Annotated in this window: 15 protein-coding genes; 10 read left to right on the top strand and 5 right to left on the bottom strand. The window is 68.6% G+C overall.

Translation table 11 applies throughout. From position 1 onward, the window contains the following. Positions 1-88: 88 nt before the first annotated feature. From VN11_RS19090 to VN11_RS22615, 3 genes are all read left to right on the top strand, one after another. Positions 89-982 carry an NAD-dependent epimerase/dehydratase family protein gene (locus VN11_RS19090; protein WP_053450877.1) on the top strand — a complete coding sequence of 298 codons (894 nt, stop codon included), beginning with the start codon at positions 89-91 and terminating at the stop codon, positions 980-982. Positions 983-1,194: 212 nt separating this feature from the next. Further along, positions 1,195-3,726: a methyl-accepting chemotaxis protein gene (locus VN11_RS22930; protein WP_053450876.1), complete on the top strand. Its 2,532-nt coding sequence runs from the start codon at positions 1,195-1,197 to the stop codon at positions 3,724-3,726. 220 nt (positions 3,727-3,946) lie between these two features. Continuing rightward, positions 3,947-4,117, top strand: a complete 171-nt coding sequence (locus tag VN11_RS22615; RefSeq protein ID WP_166671564.1) for a hypothetical protein — start codon at positions 3,947-3,949, stop codon at positions 4,115-4,117. Between the two features lie 58 nt (positions 4,118-4,175). Here the strand turns inward: VN11_RS22615 and VN11_RS19080 are convergent, their stop codons facing one another. Continuing rightward, the gene (locus VN11_RS19080; RefSeq protein WP_053450875.1) at positions 4,176-6,221 is read right to left on the bottom strand and encodes a TonB-dependent receptor domain-containing protein; all 2,046 of its coding nucleotides are present in this window, start codon (positions 6,219-6,221) and stop codon (positions 4,176-4,178) included. Between the two features lie 490 nt (positions 6,222-6,711). Between VN11_RS19080 and mdoH the strand changes: the two genes are divergently transcribed. The 5 genes from mdoH (at position 6,712) to hemC (ending at position 12,594) form a co-directional block, all read left to right on the top strand. Then, positions 6,712-8,637: a glucans biosynthesis glucosyltransferase MdoH gene (mdoH, locus tag VN11_RS19075; RefSeq protein WP_053450874.1), complete on the top strand. Its 1,926-nt coding sequence runs from the start codon at positions 6,712-6,714 to the stop codon at positions 8,635-8,637. A 50-nt stretch (positions 8,638-8,687) separates the two neighbouring features. After that, positions 8,688-9,347: an alpha/beta hydrolase gene (locus tag VN11_RS19070; RefSeq protein ID WP_080374968.1), complete on the top strand. Its 660-nt coding sequence runs from the start codon at positions 8,688-8,690 to the stop codon at positions 9,345-9,347. Positions 9,348-9,350: 3 nt separating this feature from the next. Next, positions 9,351-10,394: a sensor histidine kinase gene (locus VN11_RS19065; protein ID WP_008264821.1), complete on the top strand. Its 1,044-nt coding sequence runs from the start codon at positions 9,351-9,353 to the stop codon at positions 10,392-10,394. Between the two features lie 10 nt (positions 10,395-10,404). Continuing rightward, on the top strand, positions 10,405-11,136 hold the full coding sequence (locus VN11_RS19060; protein WP_053450872.1) for a LytR/AlgR family response regulator transcription factor: 732 nt from the start codon (positions 10,405-10,407) through the stop codon (positions 11,134-11,136). Positions 11,137-11,682: 546 nt separating this feature from the next. Then, positions 11,683-12,594, top strand: coding sequence for a hydroxymethylbilane synthase (gene hemC, locus VN11_RS19055; protein WP_053450871.1), 912 nt, complete (start codon positions 11,683-11,685; stop codon positions 12,592-12,594). Positions 12,595-12,710: 116 nt separating this feature from the next. Here the strand turns inward: hemC and VN11_RS19050 are convergent, their stop codons facing one another. Further along, entirely contained in the window at positions 12,711-13,487 is a 777-nt protein-coding gene (locus tag VN11_RS19050; RefSeq protein ID WP_006471539.1) for a DUF481 domain-containing protein, read from the bottom strand. A 106-nt stretch (positions 13,488-13,593) separates the two neighbouring features. Beyond that, a complete protein-coding gene (locus VN11_RS19045) occupies positions 13,594-14,196 on the bottom strand; it encodes a hypothetical protein (RefSeq protein ID WP_053450870.1) in 603 nt (200 codons plus the stop codon). An 81-nt stretch (positions 14,197-14,277) separates the two neighbouring features. Here VN11_RS19045 and VN11_RS19040 point away from each other — a divergent pair, with 81 nt between their 5' ends. Together VN11_RS19040 and VN11_RS19035 are read left to right on the top strand one after the other, a co-directional pair. Next, the gene (locus VN11_RS19040; RefSeq protein WP_008267051.1) at positions 14,278-15,249 is read left to right on the top strand and encodes a helix-turn-helix transcriptional regulator; all 972 of its coding nucleotides are present in this window, start codon (positions 14,278-14,280) and stop codon (positions 15,247-15,249) included. A gap of 26 nt (positions 15,250-15,275) precedes the next feature. Next, positions 15,276-16,070, top strand: a complete 795-nt coding sequence (locus VN11_RS19035; RefSeq protein ID WP_053450869.1) for a MetQ/NlpA family ABC transporter substrate-binding protein — start codon at positions 15,276-15,278, stop codon at positions 16,068-16,070. Positions 16,071-16,176: 106 nt separating this feature from the next. Here the strand turns inward: VN11_RS19035 and glpK are convergent, their stop codons facing one another. Together glpK and glpD are read right to left on the bottom strand one after the other, a co-directional pair. After that, the gene (gene glpK, locus VN11_RS19030; protein ID WP_008268321.1) at positions 16,177-17,676 is read right to left on the bottom strand and encodes a glycerol kinase GlpK; all 1,500 of its coding nucleotides are present in this window, start codon (positions 17,674-17,676) and stop codon (positions 16,177-16,179) included. A 79-nt stretch (positions 17,677-17,755) separates the two neighbouring features. After that, positions 17,756-19,237, bottom strand: coding sequence for a glycerol-3-phosphate dehydrogenase (gene glpD / locus VN11_RS19025; RefSeq protein WP_053450868.1), 1,482 nt, complete (start codon positions 19,235-19,237; stop codon positions 17,756-17,758). Positions 19,238-19,306 lie beyond the last annotated feature (69 nt).

The following is a 19,306-nucleotide window of genomic DNA, read 5'->3' as shown; positions in this document are numbered from 1 at the left end:
GCAACATCCGGCTATCGCAGACGACATGCCGCTTGCCTAGAATCGAATCATCCCGGTAGTTCCCGGGCGCTTCGAGCGAATGGACTCAATGAAGATTCTGTTGACCGGCAGTTCCGGACGGATCGGGCGTGCGATCTTCGGCGCACTCGCGGCCGCCCACGAAGTGGTGGGGCTGGATCGCAGCCCGTTCGCCACCACCCGCATCATCGCCGATGTCACCGATCGCCAGGCCGTGGAACGCGCTGTCCGTGGCGTCGACGCAGTGATCCACACCGCCGCCCTGCACGCACCGCATGTGGGACTGGTGCCGGATGCGGTGTTCCAGCAGATCAACGTGGAGGCCACCTCGCACCTGCTGCAGGCCGCGCGCGAGGCCGGTGCGCGGCGGTTCGTGCTGACCAGTACCACCGCGCTGTACGGGCATGCGGTGGTGGCGGGAGGCTGCCGCTGGATCGATGAAGACACCGAGCCATTGCCGCGCACGATCTATCACCGCAGCAAGCTGCAGGCCGAGGCTCTGGCCGTGGCCGCCGCCACGCCGGGCTTCAGCGTGCGTGTGCTGCGCATGGGCCGTTGCTTCCCGGAGCCGCCCGAGCGCATGGCGATGTTCCGCCTGCACCGTGGTATCGACGCGCGTGACGTGGCCAGTGCGCATGCCGCGCTGCTGCTTGATGACGGTGCCGCCTTCGCCCGCTACATCGCCTGTGCGCCGACGCCGTTCCGGCGCGAGGACTGCCTGGAACTGGCCACCCAGCCGCGCAACGTGCTGGCGCGGCGCGTGCCGCAGCTGCTGGCCGAGTTCGAACGCCGTGGCTGGCCGCTGCCGATGAGCATCGACCGCGTCTACGACAGTGCCCGCCTCCGCAACGAGCTGGGCTGGCAGCCGCGGTTCGGCCCGGACGATGTGCTGCAGCAGTACGCCGCGGGCAGCATCGAAGTGCTGCCGCGGGCGCAGTGGATCAAGGATCGCGTAGCCGAGTAGGGCGGCAGCGGGGCGGGTTGCTGACCCGTCCCTGAGCAGATTCAGGAATGTGCAGGCGGGCCGCCTCAACCTCGTTGGTGGGCGGCCGCTAACCCGGTGCGCTTCCAGCGCCGGGCGTGTACCCCGGTGGCCGGGGGCCTGCGCGACGGATCGCGCGCCTGCGCGGTGCCCTCGCGGTACCGGTCATCCTGAACTGCCTAGCGGACCCTTCCATGCCTCCTTCCCGTTCCGCCGCTGCCCGCCGCCCGGGCAGCATCGCCCACAAGCTGATGCTGGGCACCGCCGTGATCGCACTGCTGTGCTTCGGCCTGACCGCGTTCCTGATCTATCGTCAGGCCAGCGCCAGCCTGATCGATGCCTCGCGCCAGACCATGACCAGCGAAGCCAACGCCGAGGCGCGCCAGGTCGCAGCCGATCTGGGCACGGCCTTCGCCAGCAACGACGCGATGGTCGAAGCCGTGCTCGCCCAGCGTGCGCGCGGCGATGTACCCGACCGCGCCAGCCTGGCGGCGGTGCTCGGCGAGCAGCTGCGCACCCATCCGGAATGGCTGGGCAAGAGCACCATGTGGGAAGCCGATGCGTTCGACGGCAAGGACGCCGCGTTCGCCAACACCGAGGCGCACGATGCCACCGGCCGCTACATGAGCTACTGGGCCTGGCAGGACGGCGCACCGCAGCAGTCGCCGATGACGGACTACACCGAAGCCGCCGATGGCTCGGCCGACTGGTACATGGATCCCAGCCGCGACAAGCTGCCCAAGGTCAGTGAACCCTATGCCTATGACATCGGCGGCCAGCAGGTGCTGATGAGCACACTGAGCACGCCGATCATCGAGAAGGGCACCTTCCTCGGCGTGTTCACCGTCGACTTCTCGCTGGCGGCGCTGCAGAAGCACCTGGCCACGCTGACGCCGATGGGCGCCGGCCGCGTCGAACTGCTTTCGCCCAAGGGCGTGGTGCTGGCCTCGGCCAACGCCGCCGAGATCGGCAAGCCGCGCAGCGACGCGCTGACCCGCAGCATGCTGGCGGACATCGCCGCCGACCGCCGCTTCGAAGCCTTCACCCCGGATGCCGCCGGCAACGTGCGCGTGTACGTGCCGCTGCGCGTGGGCGACGCCCCGCAGCGTTTCGCGCTGGGCGTGGTGATGCCGCATGCGGTGATCGTGGCCGAGGCGCGCCAGCTGCTGTGGCTGACCCTGCTGGTCGGCGTGGTGGCGGCCCTGGCCCTGAGCGCGGGTGTCTACGTGCTGTTGCGCCGGCTGGCGATCCGCCCGCTGGCTGAAGCCGTGCGCGTGGCCGGTGATGTCGCCGCGGGCAAGCTGGACAGCACCCTGCCGGCGCGCAGCAATGACGAAGTGGGACGCCTGCTGGAGGCGATGCAGGGCATGCGCGGCCAGCTGCAGGCGGTGATGGCCGCGCAGGCGGAAATGGCCCGCCGTCATGACGCCGGCGAGCTCAGCTACCGCATGGACGCGTCGGTGTTCCCTGGCGAGTACGGCCGCATGGTGGCCGACAGCAACCAGCTGGTGGCCTCCAGCAATGCGGTCACCCAGCGCCTGGTGGAAGTGATGCAGCGCTATGCCGTAGGCGACCTCAGCGTGGACATGGAGGCGCTGCCGGGCGAGAAGGCCGTGTTCAGCGCCGCGATGGCCACCACCAAGAGCAACCTGGCCGCGATCAACGATCAGATCCAGCAGCTGGCCGCGGCCGCCGCTGCCGGTGATTTCGCGGTGCGCGGCGACGCGCTGCGCTTCGACCACGACTTCCGCCGCATGGTGGAAACGCTGAACACCATGATGCAGGTCAGCGACCACAACCTGGCCGAGCTGTCGACGCTGCTGCGCGCGATCGCCGCCGGTGACCTCACTGCCCGCATGCAGGGTGACTTCCACGGGGTGTTCGCGGTGATGCGCGACGACGCCAACAGCACCGTGCAGCAGCTGACCGGGATCGTCGGGCAGATCCAGCAGTCCGCGGCCAGCATCCGCCTGGCAGCCGGCGAGATCGCGGCCGGCAACAGCGACCTGTCGCGGCGTACCGAACAGCAGGCCGCGAACCTGGAAGAGACTGCCGCGTCGATGGAGGAACTGACCTCCACCGTGCGCCAGAACGCCGATCACGCGCTGCAAGCCAACACACTGGCCGGTTCCGCGGCCGGCGTGGCCAGCGAAGGGGGACAGGTGGTCAGCCAGGTGGTGCAGACCATGGAGCAGATCGAGGCCTCGTCGCAGCGCATTGCCGAGATCATCTCGGTGATCGATGGCATCGCGTTCCAGACCAACATCCTGGCGCTGAACGCCGCGGTGGAAGCGGCACGTGCCGGTGAACAGGGCCGCGGGTTTGCGGTGGTCGCCAGCGAAGTGCGCGCGCTGGCGCAGCGCTCGGCCGGCGCGGCCAAGGAGATCAAGGAGCTGATCGACGCCTCGGTCGCGCAGGTCGGCGCCGGCGCGGAACTGGTGCATGGCGCCGGTCGCACCATGCAGGAGATCGTCGGCCAGGTCGGGCGGGTCAACGAGATCATGGCCGAGATCTCGGCCGCCTCGCGCGAGCAGTCGGCCGGCATTGAGCAGGTCAACCAGACCGTGGTGCAGATGGACGAGACCACCCAGCAGAACGCTGCGCTGGTGGAGGAAGCCAGTGCCGCCGCGCGGGCGATGGAGGAGCAGGCCGAGCAGCTGGCGGTGGCGGTGTCGCGCTTCCGCCTGCAGGCCGGGCCGGTGGCGGTGGCACGCCGCGCGGCGTGAGCCCCCGGGCGGCGGCCGGGGCGGTCATGGCGATGAACCGTGCACACGGCAACGGGTTCAGGAATGCGCCCCGGCAGCGGGAATTCAAGCGTATGGCCGCTGTGGCGCTGCGGCCGGGCGCCGCACCGTCACCCATCCGCCTTGTTTTTAGGATAGGGTGCGCAGTTCCGCTGCCGCCCCAGCTGAATCCGTGCGGCGGCGGGATGTCCATGGAGGTTGCATGACCACACCTGCTACACCGGAAAACGCACCGGGACCGGTGCTCCTGCCGACACCTGAAGTGGTGCAGGCACAACAACTGCTCGCCCGCCAGCAACTGGCGGTGGCGATGGACCGTGCACGCACGGCCGCCACGCGCACTGCGGCACCGGCCGCACTGGAAAGCGAGTAACCCGCAACACCGTCGATCGCGCTGGCCCACCGCCAGCGCGATCGCGGCGCGCCGCCGGTCAGAACCGCGCGGTCATGCTGAGGAAGTAGCTGCGCCCGGCCACGAAGTAGTCGGTGGAGCCTTCGGCATAGAGCTTCTTGTCGGCCAGGTTGCTGACACCGCCGCGCAGGGTCAGCACCGGGTTGACGTTCCAGGCGGCGGTCAGGTCATACAGGGTGTAGGCCTTGAGGAAGGTGGTGGCCACGCCGTCCTGCTTGCCGGTGTACTGCGCCGACAGGCTGCTGGAGAACGCCGTGTTCGGCGTCCAGTCCAGCGACGAATAGCCGGAGAACTCCGGCGTATCGATCAGGTTGCGGCCGGTGGTCAGGTTCTTGGCCTCCTTCATCCAGGTCGCCGAGGTGCGCCAGCGCCAGTGCTCGCCGAAGCGGAAATTGAGGTTGCCTTCCATGCCACTGGTGCGCGCGCGCTGCACGTTGCTCATGCGCGTCCACCAGATGCCGTTGAACTGGCCCAGCGGGGCGTACTCGATCTTGTTCCTGAAGTCGGTGTGGAAATAGGTCAGGCCAGCATCCACCCAGTCGTTGTCGAAACTGACGCCGATCTCGCGGTTGGTGCTGGTTTCCGGGTCCAGATCCGGGTTGCCGGCCATGTAGCAGCCGCCACGGGTATAGCCCAGCGGGATCAGCGAGGTACAGCCACGGCCACCGGACTGGGTGGCGGCGGTCGCCGAATTCTCGGTCAGGCTGGGGGCGCGGAAACCCTTGGAGACGCCGCCACGGATCGTCCACTGCTCGGCCGGGTGCCAGACCAGGTAGGCACGCGGGCTGACGTGGCCGCCGAATTTCTCATGGTGATCGAGGCGTGCGCCCAGCGTGAGCGCCAGGGTGCGATGCAGTTTCAGTTCGTCCTCGACGAACAGCGCCCAGGTGTCCACTTCCAGATCGGAGCCGCTGACCGCGTTGCCGGCATAGTCGATCGGTGCACGGCCGATGGTGTCGGTGTTGGTCAGCTCCTGGCGCTTCCATTGGCCACCCACGGCGAACTGGTGTTCAACGCCGAGGGTGAACGGCGTGGTCAGGCTGCCTTCGATGATGGTGTCGGTGGCCTCGGAGCGGCCGGTGGCGCCGATGTCGTTCTTGTACTCGGTCCAGTACGCGCTGATCTTCGAGTTACCGAAGCGCCACTTGCCATCGTGGTTGAGCGCCAGCGAGCTGCGCTTGAGTTCGGTGGCACCCCATGCACCTTCGTCCTGCTTTTCCAGGGCGGCATCGATGAAGGCCTGCTGCACGCCGTGGCCGGCTTCCAGCGACAGTTCCTGCGCGTCGCTGAGTTTCCACTGCAGCAGCGCGTCGACATTGCGGTCCTTCTCGCCGGCATAGGCATTGCCGTAGACACCGCCATTGGACCGGTCGGAATCGCGGCGCATGCTGTTGGCGCCGATGCGCAGGCCGAAGCGCTCGCCGAGCGGGCCGGAGAACGTGGCGCCGATCTGCTGGGTGTCGCCGCGCTTGTCGTCGCCTGGTCGCGTGTAGCTGTGGGTGGCGCTACCGTTCCAGTCATCACCGATGCGTTTGGTGATGATGTTGATCACGCCGCCCATGGCGTCGGAGCCATACAGCGACGACATCGGCCCGCGCACCACTTCGATGCGCTCGATCTGGTCCGGCGAAATCCAGTTCAGGTCCTGGCGTCCGAGGTCGGGGCGGTAGTTGGTCGAGGCCGAGCTGCCCATGCGCTTGCCGTCCACAAGCACCAGCGTGTAGTTGGACGGCATGCCGCGCAGCTTGATCTTGGACTGCTCGCCGGCCGCGCTGAGGCCGCCGGTCACGCCGGGCACGCGGCTGAGCAGGGTGGCCAGATCGTGCACCGGCTGGCGCTCGATGTCCTCGCGGCTGATCACGCTGATGCTGGCGGGAGCATCCTTGATCCATTGCTGGTTGCCCGAGGCGGTGACCACCACGGTGTCCAGATCCTTGGTGGACGCATCGGCGGCGGCCTCGGCGGCGGCCAGGCCGGGCAGGGCAAGCAGGCAGGTGGTGGCAACGGCGACGGCCAGGCGGCTGCGCGTGGGGTGCGCGGAACGGGAACGGAATGACAGGGACATGACGGCTTCCATGGGAGTAGGAGAGACCCGGTGGAAGCGCAGGCGCAGGCAGACAGCAGGCAGCCCCCTTCCATGGGTCGTCGGCGCGCGGCGGCGCCGGCGCGGCTGGGTGGGTCTCAACCGTCGGGAAGACGTCGACCTGCCTGGTTAATGAAATGATAACCGTTCGCGTTTGTTACGATCCAGTACCCGTGGTGACGAAGCGACAACATCGATTGCGGGGCGTCATCGCCTGCTGTTTGCTGAATGGGGATAATTCCCGGCGTAGGCCTTCGCACCCGGCTTACATCCGGCGCCCTAGACTGGGCCGCATTTTCGATTCCGCCCCGTTGGAGATCGTGTGGGTTCCGGTAGTGACAGACATCGACTGTGCGGCCAAGGGCCGGCACAGCCAGGACAAGTGCGGGCGCCGGGAAGGCGCGCCGGGAACCTTCGTGCATGCAGCCCGGCCGGGATGGCCGGCCATGCCGAACGTGCGGAGTAGGCGGTGATGGGGGGTCAGACCATCCACGCGGAAGCGGATGCGCCCCGGCTGGATGCCGGCTGGGCGCTGCTGCCTGCTGAATCTCCGTTGCAGATGCCCGAGCAGACCCTGCGCGAAGGCGCCCTCAAGGTCCGCCGGCATCGCACGTCGCCGCGCCTGATCGGCCTGCGACGGTTCTACATTTTCGGTGGCACGCTGGGCATGACCGCCGTGGCCACGCGGATGATGTGGCGGGTGCTGTCGACCAATGGCATCAGCGTGCTTGAAGCCTGCCTGCTGGTGTTGTTCGTGGGCCTGTTTGCCTGGATCGCGCTGTCCTTCGCCAGCGCACTGGCGGGCTTCCTGACCGCTGTGTTCGACCGTGGCTACCGCCTCGGCATCGACCCGGACAAGCCGCTGCCGACCGTGCACAGCCGCACCGCGCTGCTGATGCCGACCTACAACGAAGATCCGCGCCGCCTGCTGGCGGGCCTGCAGGCCATCTATGAATCGGTGGCCGCCACCGGCCAGCTTGAGCGCTTCGACTTCTTCGTGCTCAGCGATACCCGCCGCGAGGACATCGCGCGCGCCGAGGAGCAGGTGTTCGCCGAACTGCGCGACCGCGTGCCGGACGGCCAGACGCGACTGTTCTATCGCCGCCGTGGCGACAACAGTGGGCGCAAGGCCGGCAACATCGCCGACTGGGTGCGCCGCTTTGGCGGTGCCTATCCGCAGATGCTGATCCTCGACGCCGACAGCCTGATGACCGGCGACAGCATCGTGCGCCTGGTCGCAGGCATGGAGCACAACGCCGATGTCGGCCTGATCCAGACGCTGCCGTCGGTGATCGGTGGCCGCACCCTGTTCGCCCGCATGCAGCAGTTCGGCGGCCGCGTGTACGGCCCGGTGATCGCCCGTGGCGTGGCCTGGTGGCACGGCGCCGAGAGCAACTACTGGGGCCACAACGCGATCATCCGCACCCGCGCTTTCGCCGACCACGCCGGCCTGCCGGCGCTGCCGGGGCGCAAGCCGTTCGGCGGCCACGTGCTCAGCCACGATTTCGTGGAAGCCGCGTTGATGCGCCGTGGCGGCTGGGCCGCGCACATGGTGCCGTACCTGGGCGGCAGCTACGAGGAAGGCCCGCCGACGCTGACCGACCTGCTGGTGCGTGACCGCCGCTGGTGCCAGGGCAACCTGCAGCACGGCAAGGTGGTGGGCAGCCGCGGCCTGCACTGGATCAGCCGCACCCACATGCTGATCGGCATCGGCCATTACTTCACCGCGCCGATGTGGGCGATGCTGATGCTGATCGGCATCGCCATCCCGTTGTTCCAGCAGGGCATCGACTTCAACGCCCTGCTGCACCTGTCGCCCAGCGTGTACTGGCGGGCCCAGGACGAGGAACAGGTGGTGCGCCTGTTCGCCGCCACCATGGCGGTGCTGCTGCTGCCCAAGGTGCTGGGCTACCTGGCGATGCTGCTGGACCCGGTCGACCGTCGCGGCTGCGGTGGTGCGATCCGCGCGTTCGTCTCGATGCTGGTGGAAACCGTACTGGCAGCGCTGATGGCGCCGGTAGTGATGTACGTGCAGTCGCGCGGCGTGGCCGAAGTGCTGTCCGGCCGCGACTCGGGCTGGGACGCACAGCAGCGCGACGACGGTGGCATCTCGTGGCTGGCGCTGATCCGTGGCTACGGTGGCCTGGGCGTGTTCGGTGCCTTCATGGGCGTGCTGGCCTGGGCGGTATCGCCGTCGCTGGCGGCGTGGATGGCACCGGTGGTGATCGGCATGGTGCTGGCGGTGCCGGTGGTGGCACTGACCTCCTCGCGCGGCCCGGGCGCCTTCCTGCACCGCCTTGGCCTGCTCGACATCCCCGAAGAGAACATCCCGCCGCCGGTGCTGGTGCGCGCCGCGCAGCTGCGCCGGGAAGCGGCCGAGCAACCGCCGCTGTACTGATCGCCCCGCGCCAGCGGCATAATGCGGCTCGAACTTGAAGGAGCCGCATCATGCTGCAAACGGTGGAACAGGAAACCGGCGCCTCGCCGCAGTGGTCGGTGATCTGGCTGCACGGCCTCGGCGCCGACGGCCATGACTTCGCACCGATCGTGCCGGAACTGGTGCGGCCGCACTGGCCGGCGCTGCGCTTCGTGTTCCCGCACGCGCCGGTGCGGCCGATCACCATCAACAACGGCGTGCCGATGCGTGGCTGGTACGACATCGTCGGCATGGACTTCCGTTCGCGCGCCGACATGGCCGGCGTGCAGGAATCGGTGGTGCAGCTCGACGCGCTGATCGCACGTGAGATCGAGCGTGGCATCGCGCCGGAGAAGATCTTCCTGGCCGGCTTCTCGCAGGGTGGGGCGATCATCCTCACCGCAGCGCTGTCACGCACCGCGCCGCTGGCCGGCCTGATCGCGCTGTCCACCTATTTGCCCGAGGCTGAAAGCGCCAAGCGAGTTGACGGTGCCGTGCAGGTGCCGGTGTTCATGGCCCATGGCAGCAGCGATCCGGTAATTCCGCAGGCGGTGGCCGTACACAGCGCGCAGGCACTGCAGGCGCTGGGCCTTGAGCTGGAATGGCACAGCTATCCGATGGCCCACCAGGTCTGCGCCGAAGAGATCCAGGCGCTGGGTGACTGGCTGCAGGAACGGCTGGGCGCTGCCTGAGCCATGGCCCCGGCCAGCGCACCACCGTGGATGCCGGAGCTGTGCCGCCTGCCGCGGTTGGCGGCGATGCTTGGCCTGGCCGAGCTGGTGGTGGTGGTGCTGGCCCTGGCGCCCGACGGCAGTCGCCACTGGACCTTCGGTGAACTGCTGTCGGCCAGCGGCTTCGCGCTGTGGCTGGCGTTGGCGGTCTCGGCCAGCCTGTGCCTGCTGCGGCAGGCGCTGTCGAGGTTGCCGCAGGTACTGGGCGCGGTCGCGGCGATCGCCCTGGCGACCCTGATCGCGGTGGTCTGCGCCGGCATCGTGCATGCGCTGTACGCGGTGCTGGGGGACAACTTCGCCAGTGGTATCAGCTTCTGGCGCTTCACCCTGGGCAGTGCGGCCACCACTGCACTGATCACGGCGCTGGCGCTGCGCTATTTCTATGTGAGTGATCGCTGGGCCGCGCAGGTGCAGGCCAACGCGCGCGCGCAGGCCGATGCGCTGCAGGCGCGGATCCGCCCGCATTTCCTGTTCAACAGCATGAACCTGATCGCCAGCCTGCTGCATCGCGATCCGGCAGTGGCCGAGCGCGCGGTGCTCGATCTGTCCGATCTGTTCCGTGCCGCGTTGGGCGCAGGCGAGGGCGATTCGACCCTGCGCGACGAATGCGAGCTGGCCGAGCGTTATCTGTCGATTGAATCGCTGCGCCTGGGCGAGCGCCTGCAGGTGCAGTGGCAGCGTGACGAACCACTGCCGTGGGACCTGCCATTGCCGAGGCTGGTATTGCAGCCGCTGGTGGAGAACGCCGTGCTGCACGGCATCTCGCGCCTGCCCGAAGGCGGCACCATCGAGCTGCAGCTGGTGCGCGAGGGCCAGGAGCTGCAGATCCGCGTGCGCAATCCCGCGCCCGATCCGCAGGCCCCGGGGCTGGCGCTGGCGCGCGGTGCCGGGCATGCCCAGCACAGCATCGGCCATCGGCTGGCCTGGCGCTTCGGCAGTGCCGCGCGGATGACGGCCGGCTGGAGCGAGGGCTACTATGCCTGCCAGGTGACGGTGCCGATCCAGTGAGGGGACGATCGTGAGGGTAGTCATCGCCGATGACGAACCGCTGGCGCGCGAGCGCCTGCGCAGCCTGTTGGCGGCGCAGGACGGCGTTGACGTGGTGGCCGAGGCCGGCAACGGCGAGCAGGCCCTGCACGCCTGCGCGGAGCTGCAGCCGGACCTGGTCCTGCTGGATATCGCGATGCCGGGGCTGGATGGCCTGGAAGCGGCCCGCCACCTGGCCAGCTTCGAGCCACGGCCGGCAGTGGTGTTCTGCACCGCCTACGACGCGCATGCGCTGTCGGCCTTCGAGGCGGCGGCCATTGATTACCTGATGAAGCCGGTGCGTGCCGAACGCCTGGCTGCCGCGATCGCACGTGCACGTACCTTCCTGGCCGGGCGCGACGGCCAGCCGCAGGACAACAGCGGGCAGCAGGCACGCAGCATGCTGTGCGCACGCCTGCGCGGCAGCCTGCGGCTGATTCCGCTGGACGACATCCATTACCTGCAGGCCGAAGAGAAGTACGTGGTGGTGCACCACGCGCGTGGCGAAGACCTGATCGAGGAATCGTTGAAGTCGCTGGAGGAGGAGTTCGCCAGCCGCTTCATCCGCATCCATCGCAACTGCCTGGTGGCACGCCACGAGTTGGTGGAACTGCGCCGTGGCTCGGGTGGGCAGGTGCAGGCGATGCTGAGGCATGGCAAGCAGCCGCTGGAAGTCAGCCGCCGCTGCGTGGCGATGCTGAAGCAGGAATTGCGGCACCTGTGAGGGGTCCGCGCGGCCTGCGGCCGCGACTGCTTACAGATCAAAATCAAGATCAAGATCAAGATCAACAGCAGGTTGGTCGGCTCGTTGTTCTTACATGCTGGGTCGGGCCGGGGTGGGGTGGCGGGACACGCCGTAAACCCATCCATGGGGGCTCGATGGCGCCATCCATGGCGCCAACGGTCCCGCCACCCCACCCCGACCCAACCCTCTCGTTCTCCACCGCATCGGACAGCAAAAGCATTGGTGTTATCGGGTGGGAAGGGAAATGTAGAGTCGAGCCATGCTCGACTCAGAGCGAAGCGACCCGCTGTTGCTCCTGCTCTTCTTTTGATCTTCCGTGGCTGGACGCGCACGGAAACTGTCAGAGGCCGGGCGGGGTGGGTTCGCGGGGGTGTCCGCGGCATGGATGCCGCGGCCAAGCCTCCACGGACGGATTCACGGCGTCCCCCGCGAACCCACCCCGCCCGGCCAAGCCCAGCTGCTGCTCCAAGCCACGAGGGGCTCCGCCGTTGGCCGTATCCGCGCCGAAGGCGCGATAATGCCCGGATGGAAACCGTCCGCATCGCCACCCGCAAGAGCCCGCTCGCCCTCTGGCAGAGCGAACACGTCGCCGACCGCCTGCGCCAGGCCCACCCCGGCCTGCACGTGGAACTGGTGCCGATGAGCACCCGCGGCGACGAGGTGCTGGACCGCTCGCTGGCCGCCATTGGCGGCAAGGGCCTGTTCCTGAAGGAGCTGGAGCTGGCCATGCTGCGCGGTGAGGCCGACTGTGCCGTGCATTCGCTGAAGGACGTACCGATGGAGCTGGACGCGCCGTTTGCGTTGCCGGCGATGCTGACCCGGCACGACCCTGCTGATGGCTTCGTCTCCAACCTGTACGCCTCGCTGGAGGCGCTGCCGATCGGTGCGCGTGTCGGCACGTCCTCGCTGCGCCGCCAGGCCCAGCTGCGCGCGCTGCGCCCGGACCTGGAACTGCTGGACCTGCGCGGCAACGTCAACACCCGCCTGGCCAAGCTCGACAATGGTGGCTACGACGCCATCGTGCTGGCGGTGGCCGGGCTGGAGCGGCTGGGCCTGGGCCAGCGCATCGTCGCGCGCCTGCAGCCGCCGCAGTGGCTGCCGGCGCCGGCACAGGGCGCGGTGGCGGTGGAGTGCGATGGCGGCAACGCACGCCTGATGGCCCTGTTCGCAGGACTTGACGACGCTTCCACCCGCGCCTGTGTGGAGGCCGAGCGGGCGATGAACCGTGCGCTGCATGGTAGCTGCCACGTGCCGGTGGCGGCCATCGCGCAGTGGCAGGGCAATGACCTGCACCTGCAGGGCCTGGTCGGCAGCGCCAGTGACGGCCGCGCGGTACGCGCCGAAGCGGTGGGGCCGGCCAGCGACCCGGATGCGCTGGGCCAGCGCGTGGCGACGATGCTGCTGGACGCCGGTGCCGGCGAGCTGTTGAACGTCTGAGCCACCGTAGGTAGTGCCGGCCGCTGGCCGGCAACCTCGTGATCCTGATTGAGCGCAGTTGCCGGCCAGCGGCCGGCACTACCGAAAGAAGAACGGGCGCCTTTGGCGCCCGTTGCTTATTTGAACTTGTAGACCACGTTCATCGTGGTCAGTGTGTCGGTCTTGCGCTTGTCCTCGGCCACGTCACTGTTGTAACGCGCCTGCCAGCCGGCTTTCAGCGCCAGGTGCTCGTTCATGCTCACCGAGACACCGAAGTCATTCTGGCCGAAGGTGTTGTACGAACCGGATTCGACCAGCAGGGTGTTGACCAGGTCGGTGTTGTCGGTCAGCGAGTACTTCAGGTCGAACAGGCCGCGACCGATCATGCCGGTACGGGTGCGGTCGTCCTCGGTGCTGTGGGTGCGGCGCACACCGGGGCCGATCTGCGCGTCGAAGGAGAAGCGCTCGGTGTTCCACAGGCGGGTGCCGTAGCCCAGGCCGAACGAACTCTGGCGGTCGTAGGTGGCGAAGTCGTCGCGTTCGGTACGCACCGTCGCGGTCAGCTGGCGGTGCTCGCCCAGCTGCAGCGCGCTGCCAGCGCTGCCGGTGTAGCGGTTGGCGGTGGTGTTGTTGCGACGGGTGGTGGTGCCATCGTCGGCGGTCTCGGTCACCTTCGAGCTCGAGCGCAGGCCGAACAGGTCCATGCTGTGCACCCAGTCGCCATCGGTGTAGCGCAGGCGCAGGCGGCCATTGAAGCTTTCGGTGCTGCTGTTGCCGCGTGCCGATGCGAAGCCGAGCTCGCCGCCGCTGCCGCTCCACGGCGAGGACATCGCCGCCAGTTCGGAGGCATCCTGTGCATACGCGAGCGGCGCGCACAGCAGCAGGGGAATCAGCAGGGACACGCGCAGGGACATCGAGGCTTCTCCGAAGCGATTGACAGCCGGTGATGATACTGGAAGCGTGATGGCGGTCCGAATCGATCCAATGCGCGCTTCAGCGAACGTTGCCGCGATCGCCTATTCAGGGCAGATCGACGCGCAATGCCGGATCGTTGAAGCGCGAGTAGCGCAGGCGCAGCTGGAAGCTGCGGCCATTGCTGCTGCCGCTGCGCACCAGCTGCCGCGGCAGGCCCTGGGCATCGACCCAGTACTCCAGGCGCTCACTGGGCTGGCTGCCACGCAGCCGGTAGTGGCGGGTCTCGACCCCGTCCAGGGTCTGGCTGCCCAGGTCCTCGGCCTGCAGGTCGGCGGGCAGGGCATCGGCCGGCAACGGGTTGCGCCACTGTTCGAGCAGGCCCGGCGGGGCCGGCACCTGGCGGATCGCGCCCTCGGCCTGCAGGAACAGCGTGTCACCGATGATCGTCTGCGGTCCGGCCGGGGTCTGCACGCGGAAACGGTCGGGGGCGACGAAGTCCATGGCGCTGCGCACCGGCTGGGGGGCGCCCAGCACCTCCAGCTCGGCGTGGAAGCTGCGCAGCGCGGCGAAGCGCTGGCTGGCGCCCAGCACGGCCTGCGCCGGATCGGCGGCCGGTACCGGGGCTTCGGTGCTGGCCGGCGCTGGTGCGCGATCGCAGGCGGCCAGCAGCAGGCAGGCCAGCAGGGACAGGGCAGGCAACCGGCGCATCGGGCGTTCCATGGGGGTGGGGGCGACCACGATAGCCCAAACGTCCCACACAAGACCCGCGAGTCGGACATAATCGGGGGTATGGACCGATACGAACGCATCACCGCCCTGCATCGTCTGCTCAAGTCCGCTCGCTATCCGGTGACGGTGGCGACCCTGCAGGACAAGCTCGGTTGTTCCCGTGCCACCGTCTACCGCGACCTGGCCTTCCTGCGCGACGCGCTGATGGCGCCGATCGAGGGCGACGGAGAAGCCGGCTTCCGCTACCACGCCGACGAGAGCGACCGCTTCGAGCTGCCCGGCTTGTGGCTGAGCTCGGAGGAACTGCACGCCCTGCTGGCCTCGCAGCACCTGCTGGCGCGCACCGGCGGCGGCGTGCTGTCCTCGGTGCTGGCACCGCTGCAGCAGCGCATCGAAAGCCTGCTGGCGGCCCAGGCAGGTGTCTCCAGCTGGCCGGTGGACCGCGTGCGGGTGATCCCGCACCGTGGGCGCAAGTTCGATGAAGGCAGCTTCCGCAGCGTGGCTTCGGCGGTGCTGGAGCGCCGTCAGCTGGCGTTCGAGTACCGCGCCCGCTCCACCGACGAGCCGACCAAGCGCACGGTCTCGCCGCAGCGCCTGACCCACTACCGCGACAACTGGTACCTGGATGCCTGGGACCACGACCGCGACGCCCTGCGCAGCTTCGCCGTCGACCGCATCCACAAGGCGCGGGTGGTCGACAGCACTGCGCGCGATGTTGCCGACAGCGAACTGGACGAGCAGCTGGGCGCCAGCTACGGGATCTTCTCCGGCGCGCCGAAGGGCTGGGCGACCATCCTGTTCAGCGCCAAGGCCGCGCGCTGGGTGGCCGACGAGCACTGGCACTCCAAGCAGCAGGGCCGCTTCCTGGCCGATGGCCGCTATGAACTGAAGGTGCCGTACAGCGTCTCGCGCGAGCTGTTGATGGACGTGCTGCACTATGGCTCGGATGCCGAGATCGTGGAGCCGGTGATGCTGCGCGAGCAGGCCAAGGCCCTGCTCGAGCTGGCCCTGAGCAACTACGACAACGCCTGACCCTCCCCACGAGAACCCCACCGCCCATGAAGAAGACCCTGTTGCTGCCCCTGCTTGCCGCTGCGCTGGCCCTGACCGCCTGCGGCAAATCCGGCGAACCCTCGCAGAAGCTGGTGGTGGCCGCCACGGCCGTGCCGCACGCCGAGATCCTCGAGGTGGTCAAGCCGATCCTCAAGCAGGAAGGCGTGGACCTGGACGTGCGCGTGTTCAACGACTACGTGCAGCCCAACGACCAGCTGGTGCAGAAGCAGGTGGACGCCAACTACTTCCAGACCGAGCCGTACCTGGATGCCTACAACCGCGACCGCAAGACCGACCTGGTGAAGGTGATCGGCGTGCACATCGAGCCGTTCGGTGCGTACTCGCGCAAGATCAAGTCGCTGGCCGAGCTGCGTGAGGGCGCCGACGTGGTGATCCCGAACGACCCGAGCAACAACAGCCGTGCGCTGATCCTGCTGCACAAGGCCGGCGTGATCGAGTTGAAGGACCCGACCAACGCGTTGTCGACCCAGCGCGACATCATCGCCAACCCGAAGAACCTGAAGTTCCGCGAGCTGGACTCGGCGATGCTGCCGCGCGTGCTGGACCAGGTCGATCTGGCCCTGATCAACACCAACTATGCGCTGGATGCCGGCCTCAACCCGACCCAGGACGCGCTGGCGATCGAAAGCAAGGATTCGCCGTACGTGAACTTCCTGGTCGCGCGCCCGGACAACAAGGACGATGCCCGCGTTCAGAAGCTGGCCAAGGCGCTGACCAGCCCGCAGGTGAAGGCCTTCATCGAAACCAAGTACAAGGGCGCGGTGCTGCCGGCGTTCTGACCGGCGCTACGGACGCTCTGGCCATGCGGTAGTGCCGGCCGCTGGCCGGCAATCTGCAAACGCCGCCAAGGATCATGGGGTTGCCGGCCAGCGGCCGGCACTACCCTCAGTCGACGTGGAAGGCGAGCGTGGCGGCCACCGCCTGCTGCCACCCGGCGTACAGCTTCTCGCGCCGCGCCACCTCCATCTGTGGCTCGAAGCGCCGGTCCAGGCCCCATTGCGCGGTGATCTGCTCGCGGCTGGTCCAGAACCCCACCGCCAGCCCGGCCAGGTAGGCCGCACCCAGCGCGGTGGTCTCGGTCAGTCGCGGCCGCAGCAGCGGCACGCCGAGGATGTCGGCCTGGAAGCCGGCCAGGAAGTCGTTGCCAATCGCACCGCCATCAGCGCGCAGCTCGGTCAGCGCGATGCCTGCATCGGACTGCATCGCATCCAGCACATCGCGGGTCTGGTAGGCCATCGCTTCCAGTGCGGCGCGCACGAAGTGCGCCTTGCGCGTGCCCCGGGTCAACCCGAACATCGCGCCGCGCACGTCACTGCGCCAATAGGGCGCGCCCAGACCGACGAACGCAGGCACCAGGTAGGCACCTCCACTGTCGGGCACCTGTGCGGCCAACGCCTGGCTGTCGCCGGCGCGCTCGATCATGCGCAGGCCGTCGCGCAGCCACTGCACCACCGAGCCGGCCACGAAGATCGAGCCCTCCAGCGCGTACTCCACGCGCCCGTCCAGGCCCCAGGCGATGGTAGTCAGCAGTCCGTTGCGCGAACGCACCGCCTGGGTGCCGGTATGCATCAGCATGAAGCAGCCGGTGCCATAGGTGTTCTTGACCATGCCCGGCTGGAAGCAGGCCTGGCCGAACAGCGCCGCCTGCTGGTCACCGGCGATGCCGGCGATCGGGATCGGATGGTCAAAGAAGAACTGCGGCCGGGTGTGCGCGTATACCGAACTGGAGTCACGCACCTGCGGCAGCATCGCGCGCGGGATGTCCAGCAGCGCCAGCAGGTCGTCATCCCAGTCCAGCGTGTGGATGTTGAACAGCAGCGTTCGCGCGGCGTTGCTGTAATCGGTCACGTGCGCCTGGCCACCGCTGAGGTTCCACACCAGCCAGCTGTCGATGGTGCCGAACAGCAGTTCGCCGCGCTCGGCCCGCTGTTGCGCGCCCTCCACGTGGTCGAGGATCCAGCGCACCTTTGTTGCGGAAAAATACGCATCGATCAGCAGGCCGGTGCGCTCGCGCACCAGCGCCTCGTGGCCATCGGACTTCAGCCGCTCGCAGAGGGCGTGGCTCTGCCGCGACTGCCAGACGATGGCGTTGTGGATCGGCTGGCCGGTTGCGCGATCCCAGACCACCGTGGTCTCGCGCTGGTTGGTGATGCCCAGCGCGGCGATATGGCGCGGGTCGATCTGCCCGCGGCTGAGCAGCTCGGTCAGCGTGGCATAGACGCTGGTAAGGATCTCGCGCGGGTCATGCTCGACCCAGCCGGGGTGCGGGAAGATCTGCGCGAACTCGCGCTGCGCGCTGCCGACGATGTTGCCGGCACGGTCGAACAGGATCGCGCGCGAACTGGTGGTGCCCTGGTCGATGGCCAGCACGTAGCGGGGCGTCATGCAGCGTCTCCGGTAGCGATGGTATGGGTAGAGTCGAGCTTGCTCGACTGCTCTTCATGCCAGTCGAGCAAGCTCGACTCTACCGTCTATCCATCCATGCCTGCAGCCGCGGCACCTGCGCGGCATCCAGCCGCAACCCCAGCTTGCTCCGCCGCCACAGCACATCATCGGCGTCGTGCGCCCACTCATGCTCCCGCAGGAAATCCACTTCGCGCGCATGCAGGCCCGCACCGAAGTGCTCGCCAAGATCGTCCATGGATTGCGCCGCGCCCAGCAACGACGCGCTGCGGCTGCCGTAGGCCCCGGCCCAGCGTCGCGCGATGTCCGCGGGCAACCAGGGAGCCCGCGCGCTCAGCTGCGAGCGGGCCTGTGCGGCGTCCCCCCAGTCGCTGCCCGGCAGTGCGGCTCCGGTTGCGGTCCAGGCGGGCCCCATCTGCGGTAGGGCAGGGCGCAGCAGGTCCAGTGCCTCTTCGGCCAGTACCCGATAGGTGGTCAGTTTGCCGCCGAGCACATGCAGTGCCGGCGCCGGATCGGACTGTACCTGCAGGCGGTAGTCGCGGCTAAGCTTCGCCGCACGCGGGTCCGGGTCGGCCAGCAGCGGGCGCACACCGGCGAACTGCCAGGCCACGTCCGCGGCGGTGATCGGTTCACGCAGGTAGCGGTTGGCGGCATCGCACAGGTAGGCCAGCTCGGACGGCAGCACGCTGCAGCGCGCCGGATCGCCACGGTAATCGGTGTCGGTGGTGCCGACCAGCAGGTGGTCTTGGGCGAAGGGCAGCAGGAACACCACCCGGCCATCGGGTTGCTGCAGCAGGCAGGCGCTGTCATCGGGCCAGGGGCGGCGCAGCACGATGTGGCTGCCCTGCACCAGGCGCAGGGCGGGGCCGCCGCTGCGCGCCTGCATCCGTTCCAGCAGGCCGCCCGCCCACGGGCCCGCGGCATTGGCCACCGCGCGTGCGATCACGTGCCGTTGCTGACCATCGTGGGTTTCCAGCACGGCCTGCCAACGGCCCTGCAGCGCACGCAGCTCGATGCAGCGGCTGCGCACCTGCACCTGCGCGCCGCGCTGCGCGGCATCCAGTGCGTTCAGCAGTACCAGCCGCGCATCATCGACCTGTGCATCGGCATAGCTGAAGGCCCGCCGCAGCACCGGGGAGAGCCAGGCGCCGAGCGAATCCTGCTGCAGGTCCAGCGCCTGCGAGGCGGGGAAGGCAGGGCTGCGCCGGCCCAGGTGGTCGTACAGCCATAGCCCCACGCGCAGCATCCAGCGCGGGCGCAGATGCGGTTCCCAGGGCAGCACGAAGCGCAACGGATGGACCAGGTACGGTGCCTGCCGGCGCACCACCTCGCGCTCGCCCAGTGCCTTGCGCACCAGGCCCAGTTCACCCTGTTCCAGGTAACGCAGGCCGCCGTGGATCAGTTTGCTGCTGGCACTGGAGGTGTGCGCGGCCAGGTCATGCTGTTCACACAGCAGCACCCGCAGGCCGCGACCGGCCGCGTCACGGGCGATGCCGGCACCGTTGATGCCGCCACCGATCACCAGCAGGTCAACCTCCTCCATCGCGCCTCCGTGTCCTGTGTCTGTAGAGTCGAGCTTGCTCGACTGCGTTGACGAGAGTCGAGCAAGCTC

Origin of the sequence: Stenotrophomonas maltophilia (genome assembly GCF_001274595.1) — a bacterium.
GTDB classification, from domain to species: Bacteria; Pseudomonadota; Gammaproteobacteria; order Xanthomonadales; family Xanthomonadaceae; genus Stenotrophomonas; species Stenotrophomonas forensis.
This window is presented reverse-complemented; position numbering and strand designations above follow the sequence as displayed.

Excerpts from the sequence above, each read along its gene's own strand:
- VN11_RS19090 (WP_053450877.1), top strand. The coding sequence starts at position 89 with ATGAAGATTCTGTTGACCGGCAGTTCCGGACGGATCGGGCGTGCGATC.
- VN11_RS22930 (WP_053450876.1), top strand. The coding sequence starts at position 1,195 with ATGCCTCCTTCCCGTTCCGCCGCTGCCCGCCGCCCGGGCAGCATCGCC.
- VN11_RS22615 (WP_166671564.1), top strand. The coding sequence starts at position 3,947 with ATGACCACACCTGCTACACCGGAAAACGCACCGGGACCGGTGCTCCTG.
- VN11_RS19080 (WP_053450875.1), bottom strand. The coding sequence starts at position 6,221 with ATGTCCCTGTCATTCCGTTCCCGTTCCGCGCACCCCACGCGCAGCCGC.
- mdoH (WP_053450874.1), top strand. The coding sequence starts at position 6,712 with ATGGGGGGTCAGACCATCCACGCGGAAGCGGATGCGCCCCGGCTGGAT.
- VN11_RS19070 (WP_080374968.1), top strand. The coding sequence starts at position 8,688 with ATGCTGCAAACGGTGGAACAGGAAACCGGCGCCTCGCCGCAGTGGTCG.
- VN11_RS19065 (WP_008264821.1), top strand. The coding sequence starts at position 9,351 with ATGGCCCCGGCCAGCGCACCACCGTGGATGCCGGAGCTGTGCCGCCTG.
- hemC (WP_053450871.1), top strand. The coding sequence starts at position 11,683 with ATGGAAACCGTCCGCATCGCCACCCGCAAGAGCCCGCTCGCCCTCTGG.
- VN11_RS19050 (WP_006471539.1), bottom strand. The coding sequence starts at position 13,487 with ATGTCCCTGCGCGTGTCCCTGCTGATTCCCCTGCTGCTGTGCGCGCCG.
- VN11_RS19045 (WP_053450870.1), bottom strand. The coding sequence starts at position 14,196 with ATGCGCCGGTTGCCTGCCCTGTCCCTGCTGGCCTGCCTGCTGCTGGCC.
- VN11_RS19040 (WP_008267051.1), top strand. The coding sequence starts at position 14,278 with ATGGACCGATACGAACGCATCACCGCCCTGCATCGTCTGCTCAAGTCC.
- VN11_RS19035 (WP_053450869.1), top strand. The coding sequence starts at position 15,276 with ATGAAGAAGACCCTGTTGCTGCCCCTGCTTGCCGCTGCGCTGGCCCTG.
- glpK (WP_008268321.1), bottom strand. The coding sequence starts at position 17,676 with ATGACGCCCCGCTACGTGCTGGCCATCGACCAGGGCACCACCAGTTCG.
- glpD (WP_053450868.1), bottom strand. The coding sequence starts at position 19,237 with ATGGAGGAGGTTGACCTGCTGGTGATCGGTGGCGGCATCAACGGTGCC.